This is a genomic window from Candidatus Enterococcus wittei (assembly GCF_002140175.1).
GTDB lineage: Bacteria > Bacillota > Bacilli > Lactobacillales > Enterococcaceae > Enterococcus_B > Enterococcus_B wittei.
The window spans coordinates 1-20,004 of the sequence record NZ_NGMO01000004.1 but is presented as its reverse complement, the minus strand read 5'-3'; the positions used below and the strand labels follow the sequence as shown (position 1 = coordinate 20,004).

Here is a 20,004-nt window from a genome sequence, read left to right as displayed (position 1 = left end):
TAACTTTTTCAGATGTTCAATATGGTATACTTACATAGACTGTAAGAAAAAGGATGTGGATTGAATGAGTGTGATTAGTCGCATTGAAAGTATGATGAATGATTATTCTTCTGCTGAAAAGAAATTAGCAACGTATATTGTGGCTAATGTCGAAAAAATTCCGACAATGACAGCAAATGAGTTGGCAGAAGCTGCTGGGTTGAGTGCCCCTACCGTAGTACGGTTTTCTAAAAAAATTGGCTTTCAAAGCCTAACAGACTTTAAAATCAATATTTCCACCGAATTACAAACCGGAATCGTTGAAGGGTTCAGTGACATTGAACCGAATGAATCCTTTTATTCGATCAAACACAAGTTAGGGAACAATGCCCAAGTGGCCATCAAAGAAACGGTGGATGTTTTAGAAGAAGAAACCATTCAACAGGTAGTAGGTTGTCTTGAAGAAGCAGAAACGGTTTATTTATACGGTGTAGGTGCATCTTCATTAGTAGTAGAAAATATTTTGCAGAAATGGTCAAGAGTGGGTAAACCAATCATCTTTGAAAAAGACATCCATGTTTTGCTGCCACAATTAGTGAGCAATGAGACGAAAAAAGTGTTATGGCTTGTTTCTAATTCAGGTAATAGCCGAGATGTGGTAAGAATCGGTGAGTTGGCGAAAGAAATGGGTATCAAGATCATTGCTTTGACTCAGTTTGGAAGTAACCAACTAAGTAAGTTAGCGGATGTCGTTGTTCAAACTTCGCGACCTAAAGAGATCACGAATCGTAGTGCCGCAACCAACTCTTTGTTAGCGCAATTTGCAACGATCGATATCATATTTTATTTTTATATGGCTAAGAATGAACAGTTAGGTGAGAAAGTTAGAAAAACAAAAGAAGCCATCAAAGGATATGTCCAAACACAATAAAAGAATAAGCGTTAGTTTTCCACAGTAGATCTTTTATTTAAAGTGTTTCACGCCAAAAGAAAACATTATTTTCAAAAATAACTTTATTTATTCTCGATTTTCAGTTTTTGATTCTGTAGCACAATTTGTTTTTGTGAAACAAAACTATAAATTCTGTCTCTTATACACATCTAGATGTGTATAAGAGACAGAAATCAGGGAGTGGAAATTTTTATGGAAAAGTTTTTCCAACTAAAGAAAAATAAAACAAATGTACCAACAGAAATGGTGGCAGGGATAACAACGTTTTTTGCCATGAGTTATATATTATTTGTTAATCCAACGATCTTATCAGCTGCAGGGATGCCCTTTCAAGCGGTCTTCTTAGCAACGATCATTGCTTCTATTATAGGAACATTAGTAATGGGGCTATTTGCTAATGTACCATACGCCCAAGCTCCTGGCATGGGCTTGAATGCTTTCTTTACTTTTACAGTTGTTTTTGGTCTAGGGTATACATGGCAACAAGCTTTAGCAATGGTCTTTATCTGTGGTTTGATTAATATACTGATTACAGTAACCAATATTCGTAAAAAGATCATCCATGCAATTCCTGAAAGTCTACAACATGCCATCGGTGGTGGGATCGGGATTTTTGTCGCATATGTAGGGATCAAAAATGCAGGCTTTTTATCTTTTTCTGCAGACCAATCAGCGATTACTAGTTCTGTAGTTGAAGGTGGACAAGCAACGAATGTAACAATCAATGGCGGAATTGTGCCAGCGTTAGCTAATTTTAATCAAGCACCGATTATATTGGCCATCATTGGATTAGTTTTGACGGCTATTTTAGTGGTGAAAAATATTCGCGGAGCCATTTTGATCGGTATCATAGTGACAACGATTATTGGTATTTTGATGGGTGTTGTGGATCTAAATACGATTGATTGGCACCAAAATTCATTAGGGAATTCAGTGAAAGAATTAGGAATAACTTTTGGTGCGGCATTTGGCCCTGAAGGGATGCAGTCTTTATTTAGTGATACGTCCAAAATCCCTCAAGTATTGATGACGATCATCGCTTTTAGTTTATCAGATATATTTGATACGATCGGTACTTTTATTGGAACGGGGAGACGCACAGGGATTTTCTCAAAGGAAGACGAACAAGCTTTGGAAGATAGTAATGGATTAAGAACAAAAATGGACAAAGCATTATTTGCAGATGCGATCGCTACATCTATCGGTGCAATTTTTGGAACGTCCAATACGACTACTTACGTTGAATCAGCAGCAGGAATCGGAGCGGGTGGACGTACAGGTTTAACATCAGTAGTCGTGGCTGCACTCTTTGCATTAAGTAGTTTACTTTCTCCGCTTATTGCGATTGTTCCTGCACAGGCAACTGCACCAGCATTGATTTTAGTAGGTGTGATGATGATGGCTTCATTCTCAGATATCAAGTGGCTTGATTTAGAAGAAGCACTTCCAGCCTTTTTTGCTTCGATCTTTATGGGGTTATGCTATAGCATCTCTTATGGAATTGCTGCAGGATTTATTTTTTACACGATTGTTAAAGTAATCAAAGGAAAAGCAAAAGAGGTTTCACTTGCATTGTGGATCGTAGACATATTATTTATTATCAACTTTATTATCTTAGCAACGATATAAGTTGAATGATTCCATCTGGAGAACTTGGAAAGCTAACAGCATTCCAGGTTCTTTTTTTGACGAAACGAGCACGAAAAAAATAACAATCATGATTACTTGAAAAAACAAATGGCACATCTTTTGCACCGAGGTATAAAAATAGGTATGATTATATAGAGATGAAAGAAGGGTGATAAATGAAAATACAATGGCGGAAAAATTTAATCATTGCCTGGATCGGTTGTTTTTTCACAGGAGCAAGTATCAGTCTGGTCATGCCATTTATTCCAATCTATGTTGAGCAATTGGGAACGCCAAAAGATCAAGTGGCGCTGTTTTCTGGTTTAGCCATTTCAGTGACAGCCTTTGCTTCAGCAATCGTTGCACCGATATGGGGGAGTTTAGCCGATCGAAAAGGACGAAAGATGATGATGATTCGTGCAGCGGCTGGAATGACGATTACAATGGGATCATTAGCTTTTGTACCAAATGCTTACTGGCTATTGATCATGCGTTTTTTTAATGGTATTTTATCTGGATACATACCAAATGCGACAGCGATGATTGCCTCACAAGCACCAAAAGAAAAAAGTGGTTGGGCGTTAGGAACTCTATCAACTGGAGCAATTGCCGGTAATTTGATTGGTCCTTCAATGGGTGGGGCCTTAGCTCAATGGTTCGGCATGGAAAATGTCTTTTTGATCACCGGTGGATTATTGATGATCACCACGATTTTAACGATCTTTCTCGTTAAAGAAGATTTTCATCCAGTTGAGAAAAAAGATTTAGTCAGTACCAAAGAAATATTTACAAGAATGGATCATTTTTCTGTTTTGGTTGGGTTATTTATCACTACATTGATTTTACAAATAGGGATCACAACGATCAGTCCGATTTTGACCTTATATATTCGAGAACTAAGTGGAGATAGTTCTAATATTCTTTTTGTTAGTGGACTTATTGTTTCTGTCTCTGGTGTCTCGGCTGTTTTTTCTTCTCCTAAGCTGGGGAAATTAGGCGATAAAATCGGTAACCAGAAAATACTATTAGCGGGTCTAGCGTTGTCATTTTGTTGTTACTTACCTATGGCATTCGTTACAACGCCTTTGCAATTAGGTATTTTGCGTTTTATTCTTGGATTTTCTACCGGTGCATTGATGCCTTCCATTAATACACTGATCAGTAAAATCACTCCACCTGAAGGAGTGAGTCGAGTGTACAGTTATAATCAAATGTTTAGTAATTTTGGACAGGTATTAGGTCCCATGCTAGGTTCAACGGTTGCCCATGCATTTAATTATAGCTCCGTCTTTATCGTGACAAGTCTATTTGTTTTATCAAATTTTTTGTTATCCTTATTCAATCTCAGAAAGGTTCTTCATCGCAAATTATAAACAAAAAAACAGATTGGAGATTTCTCCAATCTGTTCGGTTTTTCTAAGAGTGTGATGAGACTTCTTTTCTAGGCGTTGCAACAGCACCGATCAAAATGACGACGAGCCCAGCGACTAAAGAAATAATCGTTGTCAACGTAAAATCATACGGACCACTTGTTAACGCACCGCCGATATAGCCAACGACTTGTCCTAAAACAAATGACCAAAACAATGTTACGATATATCGCATAACAAACACCTCTTTTCTAAATTTAGTTTAACAGATTTTTCTGTAATGTAAAGAAACCTATTTACAAAAAAAAATTTTTTTATTCCTTAAAAAATGATCAAAAGAAAGGTTGTCAAAACGCTGTTCAGTTTAAGAAAAAAGAGGAGATTTGAGTAAATAGTTCCTCAATATTTTCAAATTCCGACTTAGCATCAAAACGGTATTTCTTAATAAAGGAAGCGAGCATATATAAGTAATAAGAAGAAAGCACAGAAAGTAGCTTTCTTCTACTTTATCCTAACAACGAGAATCTATGGAGAGATTCCCAGATGTTTAAAGTGATAGAGGTGAAATTTAGATGTTTCCCCTCTTAGAATATGATACTATAACTAAAGCTGAATTGCTTTTCATCTGCATGACTTAAAATAAAAAGGAGGCATGTGTAATGTTTCTCCCACAACTTTATACCACCACTTCTTACTCATTATTACAAAGTACGATCCGAGTGGGTGAGTATGTGAAGACCGCAAAAAAGTTAGGTTACCAAGCATTGGCTATTACAGATCGTGACGTGTTATATGGTGCTGCCGAATTCTACCGTGCGTGTATCAATGAACAAATTCAACCGATTATCGGGTTGGAATTAGAATATACTTATGATGATCGTCACAACCAACTTTTATTTTACGCCAAAAATGAGCAAGGGTACCAACAATTGATGCAGTTATCCAGTAAAAAAATGATACAAGGTACACTGGAACTGTCTGAAATCACAGATATCGATCAGTTGATCGTGATTTTACCGCCAAATGATTCAATTGTAGATGTGTTTGGACAACCGGATCTGTTTGATCAGCACTGGGTATTGCTTCAAGAAAAAGTCTCAGCAACTGATTTTTATGTAGGAGTGACAGAACGAGTAGCCAATGAAGCTGGCGCATGGTTGGATTTTTTAAGAGAAAAGGATTATCGATTATGTGCAGTACACCCGATTGCTAGCCTACATCAAGAGGAACTTTTCGCATTGGCTACTATGGAACATATTCGTGAAGGCAGTCAAATCGCCTTTGATGAAATAAAACAAAGTATACGGTCTTCAAATGAAGGTTTTTTAATACCTGAAGCAGAATTGATCCAACGATTTGAAGCCGCTGATTTAAGGGATGCAGTGAATCATGCCTATCATCTCTCAACGACTATTTCTTTTCAGTTTCAATTTCATCAAAAGCTATTACCTCATTATCCTGTACCAGAAAATCAACCAGCAGGAACATATTTAAGAGAATTATGTCAGATGCAGTTGAAAAAACGAGTCATTGATTTTACGCCTGACTATCAAAAACGTTTGGATTATGAATTATCGATTATCCATCAAATGGGGTTTGATGATTATTTCTTGATTGTTTGGGATGTCATGGCCTTTGCTCATGAACAGCAAATCGTAACAGGCGCAGGTCGAGGATCAGCTGCGGGATCATTGGTCGCGTATGTTTTAGCTATCACTGATGTGGATCCCTTGAAATACGATCTTCTATTTGAGCGGTTTTTAAATCCCGAACGGTATACAATGCCTGATATAGATTTGGATATTCCAGATAATCGTCGTGAAGAGGTACTGAATTATGTTCGTGAAAAATATGGACAATATCATATGGCACAAATCGCAACATTTGGTACCATGGCAGCAAAAATGGTTCTTCGAGACGTTGCTCGTGTGTTTGGGTTATCTCAAAGTGAAGCCAATCGTTGGTCTAAGGCGATTCCTAACCAATTGAAAGTGACTCTCAAAGAAGCCTATCAAACATCCAATAAACTGGTGGAATTGGTCAAAACTAGTGAAAAAAATCAACTTTTATTTCAGACAGCAAATATTCTTGAAGGCTTACCAAGACATGTTTCTACCCATGCAGCTGGGGTCGTGTTAAGTGACAAAAATCTCCTAGGTTTAGTTCCTTTACAAAAAGGATCAGACGAAGCATACTTGACACAATATACAATGAATGATGTCGAAGCAATCGGTTTATTGAAGATGGATTTCTTAGGACTAAGGAACCTCTCGATCATTGATTATACGCTGAAAGGAATCAAACGTGTGGAACATCAAGAGGTCGAACTGAAAAAGATTCCTTTGAACGATCCCAAAACATTGCGCTTGTTCCAACAAGGAGAAACGACTGGCGTCTTTCAGTTTGAATCAGCTGGTATTCGAAATGTACTAAGAAGACTAAGTCCAGAAACGATTGAAGATATTGCAGCAGTCAATGCGCTGTATCGTCCTGGTCCGATGCAAATGATCGATACATTTATTTCGCGAAAGAAAGGCAAAGAAAAAATCCATTACCCAGATGATTCATTAATGCCTATTTTAAAGAACACATATGGAGTTATCGTCTATCAAGAACAAATCATGCAGATCGCTTCGAAGATGGCTGGATTTTCTTTAGGACAGGCTGATATTTTAAGAAGAGCTATCAGTAAGAAGAAAAAAGATGTGATTGATGAAGAACGTGAACACTTTGTTCTAGGAGCAGCTAAACAAGGGTATAGCAAAGAAAAAGCAAATGAGGTTTACGAATATATCGAACGATTTGCGAATTATGGATTTAACCGATCTCATGCGTTTGCTTATTCATTTGTTGGCTTCCAAATGGCTTATTTAAAAGCCCATCATCCGGGAGCATTTTTTGCTAGTTTAATGAACTCAGTGAGACACAATACAGCAAAATTAAAAGAGTATATCGCTGAAGCACGTAAATACAAATTAAAACTGGCACCACCATCTATTAATCAAAGTTATTACGGATTCGAATTAGTTGATAAAGAGACCATTCGCTTTGGCTTGACAGCGATTAAAGGAGTCAGACGAGATTTTATAGAAGAAATCATAAAGGAACGAAAAGAAAATGGTGCATTCCAATCTATTGATCAATTTTTGATCCGCATCAACAAACGCTGGTTGAAACTCGATCTGTTACAGTCGTTGGTAGCGGCAGGCGCATTTGATGATTTAGTATCGAATCAAAAACAATTGATGCTTGATCTAGAAGGGAAGATCCAGAACATCGTCTATAGTGGAGGAAGTTTGGATTTACTAGATATTATGGCTTTAAAAGAAGAAGAAGTCACTGACTACTCGTTAGAAGAAAAGCTTCAATTAGAAGAGGAATACCTGGGTGTCTATTTGTCAGGACATCCGACAGAAGGGTACGAACGATTAAAACTGGCTAAAAAGATCCAGTTGGTCACAGAGATCGTGCCCAAACAAATGACTTACTTGCTGTTGATGGTCAAAGAAGTAAGAGAGATCCGCACGAAAAAAGGGGCTTTGATGGCTTTTGTCACCGGTACCGATAGCAGTGGAGAAGTACCAATCACTGTTTTTCCAGAATTATACCGACAAGCGCGAGCTTTATTTAAGGAAAACCAAGTAATCTTTGTACAAGGACGTACAGAAATCAGTAAATACAATCAAGAATTGCAATTGATAGCAGAAATTGTTGCTGATCCAGAAAAATTAGAAGAGCAGTATCCAGAACAAACGTGTTATCTACGGATCAAAGAAGAGTTAGATGAACCACAAACAATGAAAAAGCTTCAAGAACTGTTTCAGAAATTCCCTGGGTACATCCCAGTTGTCATGTATCATGAAAAGGATCAGCGTAAAGTTGTGTTGCCTGAAGCCTTTTGGGTCGATGGTAATACTAGCTTGAAGACGCAGTTACTTCATTTATTACAAGAAGAAAATGTGGTTTTCAAATAACTTACGGTAAAAGATACTATTTGTTTTCATTTTTTTTCATTTTTTTATCTGGAAATCAAGACAAGTAGCAAAAATAATGTTAAAATGTTAGTCGTGGTTAATACAAAGAAGGTTATAACCCTAAGATTCTCTTAGGATAAAGTAATTTAATGAGGTGAATATGATTATGAAACGCATCGGAATTTTGACCAGTGGCGGAGACGCACCTGGGATGAATGCAGCTGTTCGCGCAGTCGTTCGTAAAGGTATTTATGAAGGACTAGAAGTATATGGAATCAATTATGGTTTTGCTGGTTTAGTTGCAGGAGATATTCGTCGTCTAGATGTGGCTGATGTCGGTGATAAAATTCAACGTGGAGGAACTTTCTTGTACTCTGCACGGTACCCTGAATTTGCAACCGAAGAAGGTCAGTTAAAAGGAATCGAACAATTGAAAAAATTCGGTATTGAAGGGCTTGTCGTAATTGGTGGAGATGGTTCTTACCATGGCGCTATGGCTTTGACAAAACGCGGATTTCCAGCAGTTGGTGTACCAGGAACAATCGATAATGATATTCCAGGTACTGATTTTACGATCGGTTTTGATACAGCAATCAATACAGTGTTGGAATCAATCGACCGCATTCGTGATACAGCTACTTCACATGTACGTACATTCGTCATTGAAGTAATGGGACGTAACGCAGGAGACATTGCTTTATGGTCAGGTGTTGCCGGTGGGGCAGATGAAATCATCATCCCTGAACATGATTTTGAAATGGCATCTGTTGCCAAAAAAATCCAAGAAGGTCGCGACCGTGGCAAAAAACATTGCTTGATTATCTTAGCTGAAGGGGTAATGGGCGGAAATGAATTTGCTGAAAAACTTTCTGAATACGGTGACTATCATACACGCGTTTCTATTTTAGGACACGTTGTACGTGGTGGTTCTCCAACTGCACGTGACCGTGTTTTAGCAAGTAAATTTGGCGCCCATGCTGTCGAATTGCTTCAAGAAGGTAAAGGTGGATTATGTATTGGTATCCGCAACAATGAAATCGTTGAAGCAGATATCATCGATACACTAGAAAACAGCAAACACAAACCAGATTTATCATTATATGACTTAAACAACTCTCTTTCTTTCTAATTTCAAGACGAAAGAAGAGCAGTAATTTTAATGGGAGTGGGGAAGTATTCCCCAAGTTTTTGTAGCTATTTAAGCTTTTTATAGCTTTAAATAAACAATTTGAATGGGAGAGTTTTGTAAAATGAAAAAAACGAAAATCGTTAGCACATTAGGACCAGCAAGTAATTCAGTAGAAACTATTTCTAAATTGATCGAGTCTGGGGCAAATGTCTTCCGCTTCAACTTCTCACATGGTGATCATGAAGAACAATTATCACGTATGGTAATGGTTCGTGAAGCAGTTAAAAAAACAGGTAAAGATGTAGGAATTCTTTTAGATACAAAAGGTGCGGAAATCCGTACAACTGTTCAAGGAACAACTGAAGAAGATTTTGGCCGTGCAGGCTACATCAAATTTGAAGTAGGCGATAAAACACGTATCTCAATGGACCCTGAACATGTTGGATCAAAAGAAAAAATCGCAGTAACTTACCCAGGTCTATTTGAAGACGTACATGTTGGTGGGCACATCTTATTCGATGATGGCTTAATCGATATGGAAATCATTGAAAAAGACGAAGCAACTCGTGAATTAGTTGTAGAAGTGAAAAATGCAGGAATGCTAGGCTCACGTAAAGGGGTTAATGCACCAGGCGTTTCAATCAGCTTACCAGGGATCACACCAAAAGATGCAGACGATATCCGTTTTGGTCTAGATAACGATATTGACTTTATCGCAGCAAGTTTTGTTCGTAAAGCACAAGACGTTTTAGATATTCGTGAAATTTTAGAAGAAAAAGATATGACACACGTTCAAATCTTCCCTAAAATCGAATCACAAGAAGGAATCGACAACATTGATGAAATCATCAAAGTTTCTGATGGAGTTATGATCGCTCGTGGAGACATGGGTGTGGAAATTCCAGCTGAATTAGTTCCAATGGTTCAAAAACGTATTATCAAAAAATGTAATGCTGCTGGTATCCCAGTTATCACTGCTACACAAATGTTAGAATCAATGCAAGAAAACCCACGTCCAACACGTGCGGAAGCTTCCGACGTGGCGAATGCGGTATTTGATGGAACAGATGCAACAATGCTATCTGGAGAATCTGCAAATGGGGACTACCCAGTTGAAGCAGTTGCGACAATGGCTCGTATTGACGAACAAGCAGAAAATGCTTTAGCAGAGTTAGGTTCATTCCAATTAAATGAATTTGATAAAACAGATGTAACTGAAACAATTGGTTTATCTGTCGCTCGTGCAGCAAAAAATCTAGGTGTCAAAACAATCGTAGCTGCGACTGAATCAGGTTACACTGCGAAAATGATTTCTAAATATCGTCCAGATGCTGATATTTTGGCAGTAACATTTGACGAACGCACAAAACGTGGTTTAATGCTTAACTGGGGTGTATATCCAACAGTTGCTGAAAAACCAACAACAACAGACGAAATGTTTGAGTTAGCTTCGAAAAAAGCAGTAGAATTAGGTTTTGCTTCAGAAGGCGACTTGATCTTGATCACTGCTGGTGTACCAGTGGGTGAACGTGGAACAACAAACGTGATGAAAATTCAAATGATTGGTTCTAAGTTATTAGAAGCTCAAGGTATTGGTCAACAATCTGTTGTAGCGAATGCTGTAGTAGCTTCATCAGCAGCAGAAGCAATCAAAAAAGCAAAAGATGGAATGGTATTAGTCGTTCCTTCAACTGATAAAGAATACATGCCTGCAATTGAAAAAGCATCAGCTGTAGTTGTTGAAGAAGGTGGATTAACTTCTCATGCAGCAGTCGTTGGTATCGCTCAAGACATTCCAGTGATCGTTGGTGCTAAAGAAGCAACTTCAACAATCAAAGATGGTGAATTGATCACTGTCGATGCACGCCGTGGCATTGTTTACCGCGGAGAAACAACTGCTATCTAAAGTTCTTTTGACTAAGAGATCGATAACTAAGAGGTTGTGAATGCATCCTCAACTTTAAAATAAGCCGGAGTGCCTAAGATCTACTTTGTGTAGTTTTGGGTTTCTCTGGTTTATTTTCGGTGGCTTTTTATTAAATCGAACCGATAAAGTCATCTAAAAGAGCCTGGGACAAAAGCGTTATTTAATTTTGTTTCACGCTCTGAATACATATAAACGGCGGGAGCAGAAGCAACTCCTTCGGAAATAAGCTGGAATTCACAAAAATTTGAAAAGCAATTTTCGTGAATTCCAGCTTATTTCTCGGAGTTAAACGCTTCTGTACCAGCCTCTTTTTTGTTAGGAATTAACTAATTCTCGGAGTAAAGAGCACATAGAGGCGAAATAGTACGAGAAGGAAAAGAAATAAACACAAGGATCATTGATATATCTATACTAGTTTTTCTCGTTCCTCTTTGAGATTTAAAACGATGATCGTTTTTCTGTTGTTGATAGTAATAAGTTGAAATGTAGGTAGTAAGGTGGATGAGAGGATTATATGGAAATAATGGAAAAGAAATCTATTCACTTATCAGTTGATGAGAATCTAAAAAAATGCTGCTGAATAGTCATTTGACAAGCTTTAAATGAATAGGACGGTAGCGACTGTATTCATTGCTAAACTATTAGTCAGTTGTTTTAAAATAAGAGGATACTGAAACACCTCATAAGTGATGTTTCCCCTTTTTGCACTTATGAGGCTAAAAATAAGTTCTACGCTAGTCTCTTTTCATTTCATTAAATGGACAGCTCAAAATAATACTCCAGTTGTTTTTTCTTACAATTATTAACTGTTGCCTTTTTATTCCCAAATTCACGCAGTGTTTTAAATGATCTAAATCCTTTTTCCTTATTTTTTTGAAAAGTTGATACCTGGGTGTTTTGAATCTTTTTTGGATGAACCTCACTTGTTTTCGCTATTAACTTAGATAATTCCCAATATTTCTCTTCTTTATCCATATATTCATGAGTAGGTCTATGTTGAAGAATAGATTCATTTAGTTCTTGAAATGCTCTAGCTTCTCTCTCTTCAATTGCCTTACGGATTTTTTTTCCTAACAATCGATAAGCTCTCTTGTTAGCATATCTTTCCCAAGCATCAATATATTTTCCTTTAATCCATGGAGCTTTTACTTCTTTATTTTTCTCAAAAAATACAATACTTTCTTTTGCTTCAGACCAATGTCGATAGATATAGCGAAGCTCTATCCCTGTATAACTAGATTTAAATTTTTTTGCTTTATCCGTAACGAAGTTCATATTTAATTTATCTAGTACAAAATAGATCATAATGTTCGGATTGGCAATAGCCATATTAATTCCATTTTTACATCCTTGTTTTGTTAGATTATTTATATAATTTTCTTTTGTTTCAGCAGTGATTTTCATACAGCGATAGTATTCTTTCCATAATGGCAAATTTTTATGTGACATTGAGATATATTTGGGCCAATCTTGAGAAAATTGCTGCCATTGCTCAGGAGTTTTTAAATTTTCCTTCTCATCAAATAAAATTCTTGCGAACTCGTTAATATATGTACTAATACTATAAGATTTATAAGAAACAAAAGTAGGTAATTTCTTATCTATTTGAAATTCTCTTTCTCCAAGATCGATTTCTTCTCCCTTCACTTTATTGAAAAATTCATATTTGCCCGCGCTTAATCCATATAGTAGAATATTTTTTTCCTTTTTCATGTTTCTCCCCTTATTCATTCGTTCGTTTTTCTCGGGTTTCCCCTTGAGAATCTAGTATACAAGTAAATTCACAATTTTATCGTTATTTTTTTCTGTTATTTAAAATAAATAATATGGGCCATAAACGCAATGTTTGCTTAAAGATCTTTGTTAAAATAGAATTGATAAATTCATCTATAACTACTAAAGATAACAGAATTGTCTTACATCAATGTTTTTTTATGAAAAGCCAAAGAATCTGGAAGTAGAATTTTCATCTTTTCCAGATTCTTTGGCTTTGTTTAAATAGTACTTCTGTAGCATTGGATATTTTGTTTTTAAGAGATTAGAAATAGCTCATCAGTGGATGCTATTTTTGAGTTTTCATGAACTCATGGATAACTTCCACTACTTTTTCCTTTAACATGGTGGGTAACTGTTGTGAGCGAGAAACTAAAGAAATCAAAAAACGAGGTTGGATCGTGTCAGATAATGGGATACTTACGAGTCTATCTTCAGGGCGGATCGCAATTTCAGTTAAAAAACCAATTCCGATATTTTCACGGATCATACTTTTTAAAATGGTTAAATCATTGCTTTGATAGACGACACTGGGTTCGATATGAGCTTGTTTAGCTAATTTCGTAAAAGCAGTAGGGTGGACATAGTGTTCATTCAGCAACACAAATTGTTCATCGTTCAGTTCCTTGAATGAGAGGCTTTTACGCGTTGCTAAAGGATGTGAAGGCGAAACAATGATCATAAATCTTTTTTCTAAAAGAAGTTTGATTTCCAGTTTTTGATCAACGATGGGTTGCGTTGATCCTAAAATAGCTAAATCAATCCTTCCTTGATGGAGCATTTGATAAAGATCACGTGAACCGCCATCAATCATATCAATTTGTGGCATCAACTGATAGTTAATGAAATAACTAGATAGCTTTGGAAAATACTCATTCCCAATGATAGGAGGCATACCAAATCGTAATTTTTTCTTTTGAAGCTGAGTAATTTCTGCTTTAGCCAGCTTGATTTCTTGTAAAATTGATTGAGCGTGAATGAATAATTGCTTTCCGGCAGGAGTAATAAGCAATTCATGGTGAGAACGATCTCTTGTGATCAAGACAGCACCTAGTTCTTTTTCCAAACGTTGCAAGGCATATGTAACGGTCGGTTGACTAACTTCGAAGTATTTCGCTACTTTGGTGAAGTTTTTTAGTTTGACGATTTGGACATAATATTCAATGTCTCTAGTATTCATAAAAATCAACCACTCCTAACCTATAAGTATTGTTTATTGTAATCTATAACTTTGACTATATCAAACGTTAAAAATAGGACTTAAAAGTAAAGGTGAAGACGAGTTGATAACATTGAAGGTACCGATATTCTAATTTGTTTATTTGAAACAAAGTAGTGGAATATAAAATGGATCTCTTCTGAAGGAAAAAAGCTATTTAGTAGATTTATGGAATAAGGTAGATAAATAATATACGTATTCTCTTTGATGAGGGATGACGATTTTTTTTAGTAAAATGATTCGTATCGCCATTTTTAACCATACCTTCGAAAAAAGAATAGTATGTATGATGGCTCTACAGCCTAGTATTTGAAGAATCTGAGAAGTTACAGCAACTATGCTTTACTGATAGTAAACGTATTGTTAAATGGATATCTACGTGTCAGGTCTACGAGTATAGGGGTTTCGTTGTTTCTAAATTTTTTGTGAGACGTAGAGATACTTTAACTGGAGTCACATAAATAGTCTATAGCTTAGTGCATTGTAGGTAGGATTCTAAAAAGCAATTTAACGACTCTATAGAGTTGTTATTAAAACAATCATTGTTTTTATAGATAATCAGCAACATAATTTGCTAATGTTTGGAACAACTAAGTTATTTAAATTTCTAGAATAATGTATTACTGGAAGCATATCTATGAGATAATTAAAAATCTTCTGTTTTTAGATCAAGATTTTACTAGTCATGAAGAAGACGGAATTTTCTTAAAACGTTTGTATTTTTATCAACTTTAAGGTGTCAAGAAAATTTCATTGACAACAGCGATTTTGGCCTGTATAATAGCTTTTGTTGCTTAGGAGTGATGAAAATATGAAATGGTCTTTATTGGAATTGAGAAAATACCAAGAGACACCGTTAACTTTTCATGAGACCCTTGACTTAAAAAAGGCTCTTATGAAGCGAGACAATTTAATTTTAGATGTTGCGCCTGTGGAAGTCGAAGGTCTAGTCTCAGTAGATAACAAAGGCTATCTCGTTCATTACACTGCGCAGACGACTCTGACTGTTCCGTCTACTCGTTCTTTGATCCCTGTTGAATTACCAATCAACCTTGACATCAATGAATTGTTTATGACACCGGAGCAATACCAACGTAGAGAAGCCGAGTTGCCATCTGAAGAGATTTTAATTATTGATGGAGCACAGCTTGATGTAACAGAGTCTATCGAAGACAACATTTTATTGGCGATTCCAATGCGTGTTTTGACTGATGAAGAAGAACGATCAACCAATTTGCCAAAAGGGCAAGATTGGGAAGTGCTTTCTGAAGAAGAATTTATGCGAAGAAAGATGGAAGAAGCCGAGACAAAAGTAGATCCTCGTCTTGCAAAACTATCGGAATTTTTTGATTCTACATCAGAGGATGATGATAAAGCGTAAGATTGGAATATATTGTGTCAGCAATGATGCAAGACTTTACAAGGAGGTGTAGCAAAATGGCAGTACCAGCTAGAAGAACATCAAAAGCTAAAAAAGCAAAACGTCGTACTCACTACAAATTGACAATCAAAGGGTTAAACGAATGTCCAAACTGTGGTGAAATGAAAAAAAGCCATCACGTATGTGCAAGTTGTGGTTACTACGATGGTAAGGACGTAATGTCTAAAGAAGCTTAATACATTTTATTTAGAAAATGTAAAACCTCAAGGCTAACCATGGAGCCTTGAGGTTTATTTTTTTGCCTAGTGAAAGTCTCATTCACCTCATCGCTTATTAATTATGATGTTTGATTATGAAATATATAAGAAAGAATCATACATAATTGGTACTTCTTTGGTTTGCAATGAGACAATGTTAAGCTATAATGAGAGAGATTAGGGAGAATATCCCACATGTAGGAGGAGTTCATATGTCAAAACAACAAATCGGCGTTGTCGGTATGGCTGTTATGGGTAAGAATCTTGCCCTTAATATTGAAAGTCGTGGGTACTCTGTTGCCTTATTCAATCGTACAGGAGCTAAGACAACAGATGTCGTAGAAGAACATCCAGATAAAAATTTTAAAGCAACCTATACAATTGAGGAATTTGTAGATGCCATCGAAAAACCACGTCGTATTCTTTTGATGGTCAAAGCAGGGCCAGCAACAGATGCAACGATTAAGGAGTTGTTACCACACTTAGATAAAGGGGACATCTTAATCGATGGTGGGAATACATTCTTCAAAGATACGATTCGTCGAAATGAAGAGTTAGCAAATTCTGGTATTAACTTTATCGGAACAGGTGTGTCTGGTGGAGAAGAAGGAGCATTAAAAGGTCCTTCAATCATGCCTGGCGGCCAAAAAGAAGCTTATGAGCTAGTAGCACCAATCTTAGAACAAATTTCTGCAAAAGCAGAAGATGGAGCTCCCTGTGTTACTTACATCGGTCCAAACGGTGCAGGTCACTATGTGAAGATGGTCCATAATGGTATCGAGTATGGGGATATGCAATTGATTGCAGAATCTTATGATTTGATGAAAAATATCCTTGGGCTTTCGGTAGATGAAATGGCTGAAATCTTTAAAGAATGGAACGAAGGCGAGCTAGATAGCTATCTGATCGAAATCACAGCAGATATCTTGACTAGAAAAGACGACGAAGGTACTGGAAAACCAATCGTAGACGTTATTCTTGATGCGGCTGGGAACAAAGGGACTGGAAAATGGACGAGTCAAAGTGCTCTTGATTTAGGTGTACCGCTTCCGCTGATCACTGAATCTGTTTTTGCTCGTTACATCTCTGCTTATAAAGAAGAACGAGTTCAGGCAAGTAAGATTTTATCCCTTTCAAACGAGTTTGAATTTAAAGGAGATAAAAAAGAATTTATCGAAAAAATACGAGAAGCATTGTACTTTAGCAAAATCATGAGCTATGCGCAAGGATTTGCTCAACTTCGTGTAGCTTCAAAGGAATATGACTGGAATCTTCCGTTTGGCGAAATTGCAAAAATCTGGCGTGGTGGCTGTATCATTCGTGCCCGTTTCTTACAAAAAATCACAGACGCCTATGATAAAAACCCGGATATTGAAAATCTTTTGTTAGATGATTATTTTGTTGAGATCACAAGAAAATACCAACAAGCTGTCAGAGAAGTGGTTGCGTTAGCGGTCCAAGCCGGCGTTCCAGTTCCAACATTTTCTTCAGCGATTGCTTATTTTGACTCTTACAGAGCCGAACGTCTACCAGCAAATATCATTCAAGCCCAACGTGATTATTTTGGTGCACATACGTATGAGCGTGTAGATAAAGAAGGAATCTTCCACTATTCATGGTATAGCGAAGAATAAAGTGCCTTCTCATAAAACAATTGCTTAAAATAAGCAAAGAATCATAGAGCTGAAGTCGATTTACAAAAATAGACTTCAGCTCTTCTTAAAAAAGTATATTCCATGTTAAAATATAGAAGTTAAATAGAATATTTTTGTAATGGTAAATTTTTGTAATGGTAAATTTTTAAAAGCTTATATAAGAGAAAGGATAAAAATGAATGAGTAATATTCTAATCATTGAAGATGAAAAAAACTTAGCTCGTTTTGTCGAGTTAGAATTGAAACATGAGGGGTATAACGCTGAGGTCCATTACAATGGTCGAACTGGATTAGATGCAGCATTGAATAATGAATGGGATGCCATTTTGCTAGACTTGATGTTGCCTGAACTGAATGGTTTAGAAGTTTGTCGTCGCGTACGTCAAGTGAAGAATACACCAATCATTATGATGACTGCACGTGATTCAGTGATTGATCGTGTTTCAGGTTTAGATCACGGAGCAGATGATTACATCGTTAAACCTTTTGCAATTGAAGAACTACTAGCGCGTTTGCGTGCCTTATTGCGACGTATCGATATCGAAGGCGATAAGAATGTTGCAAAACAAACAACAATTACTTATCGTGATCTAACAATCGAAAAAGAAAACCGTGTGGTACGACGTGGAAGTGAAGTCATCGAGTTAACAAAAAGGGAATATGAGCTATTGCTTACTTTGATGGAAAATGTCAATGTGGTATTAGCACGAGATGTTTTACTCAATAAAGTATGGGGTTATGAAACAGAAGTAGAAACCAACGTAGTGGATGTGTACATCCGTTATCTTCGTAACAAGATTGACGTTCCTGGAGAGGAAAGCTACATTCAAACAGTGCGTGGTACTGGTTACGTGATGCGCTCGTGATCAACCCTAAAAAAGTAGAAAAAAGAGAACTTAAAGGTCCATCTTTAACCATCAAGTGGGCCTTTGCAAGTTCTTTCTTTATATTTGTCGTATTTACGATCTTTGCAGTGATTACGTATAAGTCTTCAATCAATCTGATTGTTGCGAAAGAAAGAGCAAATGTTGAGCAAACGATTTCAGAAGCGACGTCACGATTATCTAATTCTGATGAAGAACTAACGTTAATCAGTGTTTATCGTAATCTAATCAACGCCGGGACCTCCAGTGTTGCTGTAAATGATACATCAAGTATTGAAGGGAATCTTATGAAGATCGATTCCTTCATTTCAGAACTTGGGCAAGCATCTATGGATCTTTATGTTTACGATTTAGATGAAAAATTAATTTTTAAAACACATGAAAAAAGTCGATCACTGATTCAAACCTCCCGAAAGATCCCAACAATCGTTACGTTAGATGGAAAAACGGGTTTTTTGTCTATTCAACCAGTTTACTCAAAGCAAACGAGAGAAAAAATTGGTTATATTCAAACCTTTTATGAGCTTTCATCTTTCTATGATATTAGAAATAAATTACTATTGACTTTAATTGTCTTAGAAGTTGTATCTCTTATATTAAGTAGTATTCTAGGGTTCTTTTTATCTTCTTATTTCTTAAAGCCGTTAAAAGTATTAAGAGATACTATGGATACAATAAGAAAAGATCCGCAATCAGATATCCATATGCCTGAAATTGACACGGATGATGAATTAGCCGATTTGGCTGAAATATTTAATGAAATGCTTGATCGGATGCGTATATACATTGAACAGCAAGAACAATTCGTCGAAGATGTCTCCCATGAATTAAGAACACCTGTAGCAATCATTGAAGGCCATCTTAGTTTATTGAACCGTTGGGGCAAAGATGATCCGGAAATTTTAGAAGAATCACTGACAGCCAGTATGCAGGAAATCAGTCGAATGAAAAGTTTAGTACAAGAAATGCTTGATCTCTCAAGAGCAGAACAAGTTGATTTGTATTATGCAAATGAAACAACACAGGCAAAAGAAGTTACCTATCAGGTGTTCAATAACTTTAAACTGCTTTATCCAGACTATGTCATTACCTTAGATGATGATCTATCTAAAGAAGTCACTCTACAAATCTATCGAAATCATTTTGAGCAATTAATCATCATTATCTTAGATAACGCTGTAAAATACTCAACCACCCGAAAAGAAGTGCATATATCCATATCGTCTACGTTGAGTGAGTTTGAAATTGCCATCCAAGACTTTGGCGAAGGCATACCTCAAGAGGATCTCAAAAAGATTTTCAATCGTTTCTATCGCGTAGACAAAGCACGTGCGAGAACCAAAGGTGGAAATGGATTAGGTCTATCCATAGCGAAACAACTTGTAGAAAGCTATAAAGGAAGAATTGTTGCCGAAAGTGTTGTAGGACAAGGAACGATTTTTAGGATCTTTATTCCGATCGTTCGCACAGAAAGTGACGAGTGAAGAAAATCACTTCAATAAAAAGTGATCATTAAAGTTCAAGAATGGATTTTTTGAGCAGTAAGTAGAGCGTGGGACCGGAAGTATTATTTACTCTTGTTTTACGCGCTTAATACGTATAAGCGGCGGAATCAGAAGCAACTCCTTCGATAATAAGCTAAAGTTCACAAAAATTTGAAAAGTAATTTTCGTGAATTCCGTCTTATTTCTCGGAGTTAACCACTTCTGTTCCGCCTCTTTTTTTCTAATGAAAGGAGAGGTGGGATCGTACTATCTATATTTTTAATAGAATAGATACTTTTTGATAAATGAATTAACAATCAAACAACCGGATGACCAAGTTGGATTTTCATTTTTTGAACTTTTATATTTACTTGTTTAAAGAATAATAAGT

14 protein-coding genes are annotated in these 20,004 nt (G+C 36.5%); 11 read left to right on the top strand and 3 right to left on the bottom strand.

The annotated features are described in order from the left end of the window. The first annotated feature begins 64 nt into the window (after positions 1-64). The 3 genes from A5844_RS11200 (at position 65) to A5844_RS11190 (ending at position 3,933) form a co-directional block, all read left to right on the top strand. Complete coding sequence (locus A5844_RS11200; protein ID WP_086285277.1) at positions 65-910, top strand: MurR/RpiR family transcriptional regulator; 846 nt, start codon at positions 65-67, stop codon at positions 908-910. Positions 911-1,123: 213 nt separating this feature from the next. Continuing rightward, a complete protein-coding gene (locus A5844_RS11195; RefSeq protein WP_086285276.1) occupies positions 1,124-2,560 on the top strand; it encodes an NCS2 family permease in 1,437 nt (478 codons plus the stop codon). 176 nt (positions 2,561-2,736) lie between these two features. After that, positions 2,737-3,933 (top strand): multidrug efflux MFS transporter, encoded by a 1,197-nt coding sequence (locus A5844_RS11190; RefSeq protein ID WP_086285275.1) that lies wholly within the window; start codon positions 2,737-2,739, stop codon positions 3,931-3,933. 43 nt (positions 3,934-3,976) lie between these two features. On the opposite strand, the gene A5844_RS11185 is transcribed toward A5844_RS11190, so the two are convergent. Then, positions 3,977-4,165 (bottom strand): YjzD family protein, encoded by a 189-nt coding sequence (locus A5844_RS11185; RefSeq protein WP_086285274.1) that lies wholly within the window; start codon positions 4,163-4,165, stop codon positions 3,977-3,979. 424 nt (positions 4,166-4,589) lie between these two features. Here A5844_RS11185 and dnaE point away from each other — a divergent pair, with 424 nt between their 5' ends. The 3 genes from dnaE to pyk all read left to right on the top strand — a co-directional run bounded on the left by dnaE (position 4,590) and on the right by pyk (position 10,939). Further along, entirely contained in the window at positions 4,590-7,904 is a 3,315-nt protein-coding gene (gene dnaE, locus A5844_RS11180) for a DNA polymerase III subunit alpha (RefSeq protein WP_086285273.1), read from the top strand. A 166-nt stretch (positions 7,905-8,070) separates the two neighbouring features. Further along, positions 8,071-9,033 (top strand): 6-phosphofructokinase, encoded by a 963-nt coding sequence (gene pfkA, locus A5844_RS11175; protein WP_086285272.1) that lies wholly within the window; start codon positions 8,071-8,073, stop codon positions 9,031-9,033. A gap of 121 nt (positions 9,034-9,154) precedes the next feature. Next, positions 9,155-10,939, top strand: a complete 1,785-nt coding sequence (pyk, locus tag A5844_RS11170) for a pyruvate kinase (RefSeq protein WP_086285271.1) — start codon at positions 9,155-9,157, stop codon at positions 10,937-10,939. 774 nt (positions 10,940-11,713) lie between these two features. On the opposite strand, the gene A5844_RS11165 is transcribed toward pyk, so the two are convergent. Together A5844_RS11165 and A5844_RS11160 are read right to left on the bottom strand one after the other, a co-directional pair. Then, positions 11,714-12,673 carry a hypothetical protein gene (locus A5844_RS11165; RefSeq protein ID WP_086285270.1) on the bottom strand — a complete coding sequence of 320 codons (960 nt, stop codon included), beginning with the start codon at positions 12,671-12,673 and terminating at the stop codon, positions 11,714-11,716. Positions 12,674-13,022: 349 nt separating this feature from the next. Continuing rightward, positions 13,023-13,913, bottom strand: coding sequence for a LysR substrate-binding domain-containing protein (locus A5844_RS11160; RefSeq protein ID WP_086285269.1), 891 nt, complete (start codon positions 13,911-13,913; stop codon positions 13,023-13,025). Positions 13,914-14,763: 850 nt separating this feature from the next. Between A5844_RS11160 and A5844_RS11155 the strand changes: the two genes are divergently transcribed. The 5 genes from A5844_RS11155 (at position 14,764) to A5844_RS11135 (ending at position 19,613) form a co-directional block, all read left to right on the top strand. Next, entirely contained in the window at positions 14,764-15,333 is a 570-nt protein-coding gene (locus A5844_RS11155) for a YceD family protein (protein WP_086285268.1), read from the top strand. Positions 15,334-15,389: 56 nt separating this feature from the next. Further along, positions 15,390-15,569: a 50S ribosomal protein L32 gene (gene rpmF / locus A5844_RS11150; RefSeq protein ID WP_010735836.1), complete on the top strand. Its 180-nt coding sequence runs from the start codon at positions 15,390-15,392 to the stop codon at positions 15,567-15,569. Positions 15,570-15,802: 233 nt separating this feature from the next. Further along, the gene (gnd, locus tag A5844_RS11145) at positions 15,803-17,224 is read left to right on the top strand and encodes an NADP-dependent phosphogluconate dehydrogenase (protein WP_086285267.1); all 1,422 of its coding nucleotides are present in this window, start codon (positions 15,803-15,805) and stop codon (positions 17,222-17,224) included. A 200-nt stretch (positions 17,225-17,424) separates the two neighbouring features. After that, positions 17,425-18,111, top strand: coding sequence for a response regulator transcription factor (locus A5844_RS11140; RefSeq protein ID WP_005875038.1), 687 nt, complete (start codon positions 17,425-17,427; stop codon positions 18,109-18,111). Beyond that, on the top strand, positions 18,108-19,613 hold the full coding sequence (locus tag A5844_RS11135) for a HAMP domain-containing sensor histidine kinase (protein ID WP_086285266.1): 1,506 nt from the start codon (positions 18,108-18,110) through the stop codon (positions 19,611-19,613). Before A5844_RS11140 ends, A5844_RS11135 begins: the two co-directional genes overlap by 4 nt. Positions 19,614-20,004: the final 391 nt, after the last annotated feature.

Coding starts and splice junctions, on each gene's coding strand:
- dnaE (WP_086285273.1), top strand. CDS start 4,590: ATGTTTCTCCCACAACTTTATACCACCACTTCTTACTCATTATTACAA.
- A5844_RS11160 (WP_086285269.1), bottom strand. CDS start 13,913: ATGAATACTAGAGACATTGAATATTATGTCCAAATCGTCAAACTAAAA.
- A5844_RS11190 (WP_086285275.1), top strand. CDS start 2,737: ATGAAAATACAATGGCGGAAAAATTTAATCATTGCCTGGATCGGTTGT.
- pyk (WP_086285271.1), top strand. CDS start 9,155: ATGAAAAAAACGAAAATCGTTAGCACATTAGGACCAGCAAGTAATTCA.
- A5844_RS11200 (WP_086285277.1), top strand. CDS start 65: ATGAGTGTGATTAGTCGCATTGAAAGTATGATGAATGATTATTCTTCT.
- gnd (WP_086285267.1), top strand. CDS start 15,803: ATGTCAAAACAACAAATCGGCGTTGTCGGTATGGCTGTTATGGGTAAG.
- A5844_RS11185 (WP_086285274.1), bottom strand. CDS start 4,165: ATGCGATATATCGTAACATTGTTTTGGTCATTTGTTTTAGGACAAGTC.
- pfkA (WP_086285272.1), top strand. CDS start 8,071: ATGAAACGCATCGGAATTTTGACCAGTGGCGGAGACGCACCTGGGATG.
- A5844_RS11195 (WP_086285276.1), top strand. CDS start 1,124: ATGGAAAAGTTTTTCCAACTAAAGAAAAATAAAACAAATGTACCAACA.
- rpmF (WP_010735836.1), top strand. CDS start 15,390: ATGGCAGTACCAGCTAGAAGAACATCAAAAGCTAAAAAAGCAAAACGT.
- A5844_RS11165 (WP_086285270.1), bottom strand. CDS start 12,673: ATGAAAAAGGAAAAAAATATTCTACTATATGGATTAAGCGCGGGCAAA.
- A5844_RS11155 (WP_086285268.1), top strand. CDS start 14,764: ATGAAATGGTCTTTATTGGAATTGAGAAAATACCAAGAGACACCGTTA.
- A5844_RS11140 (WP_005875038.1), top strand. CDS start 17,425: ATGAGTAATATTCTAATCATTGAAGATGAAAAAAACTTAGCTCGTTTT.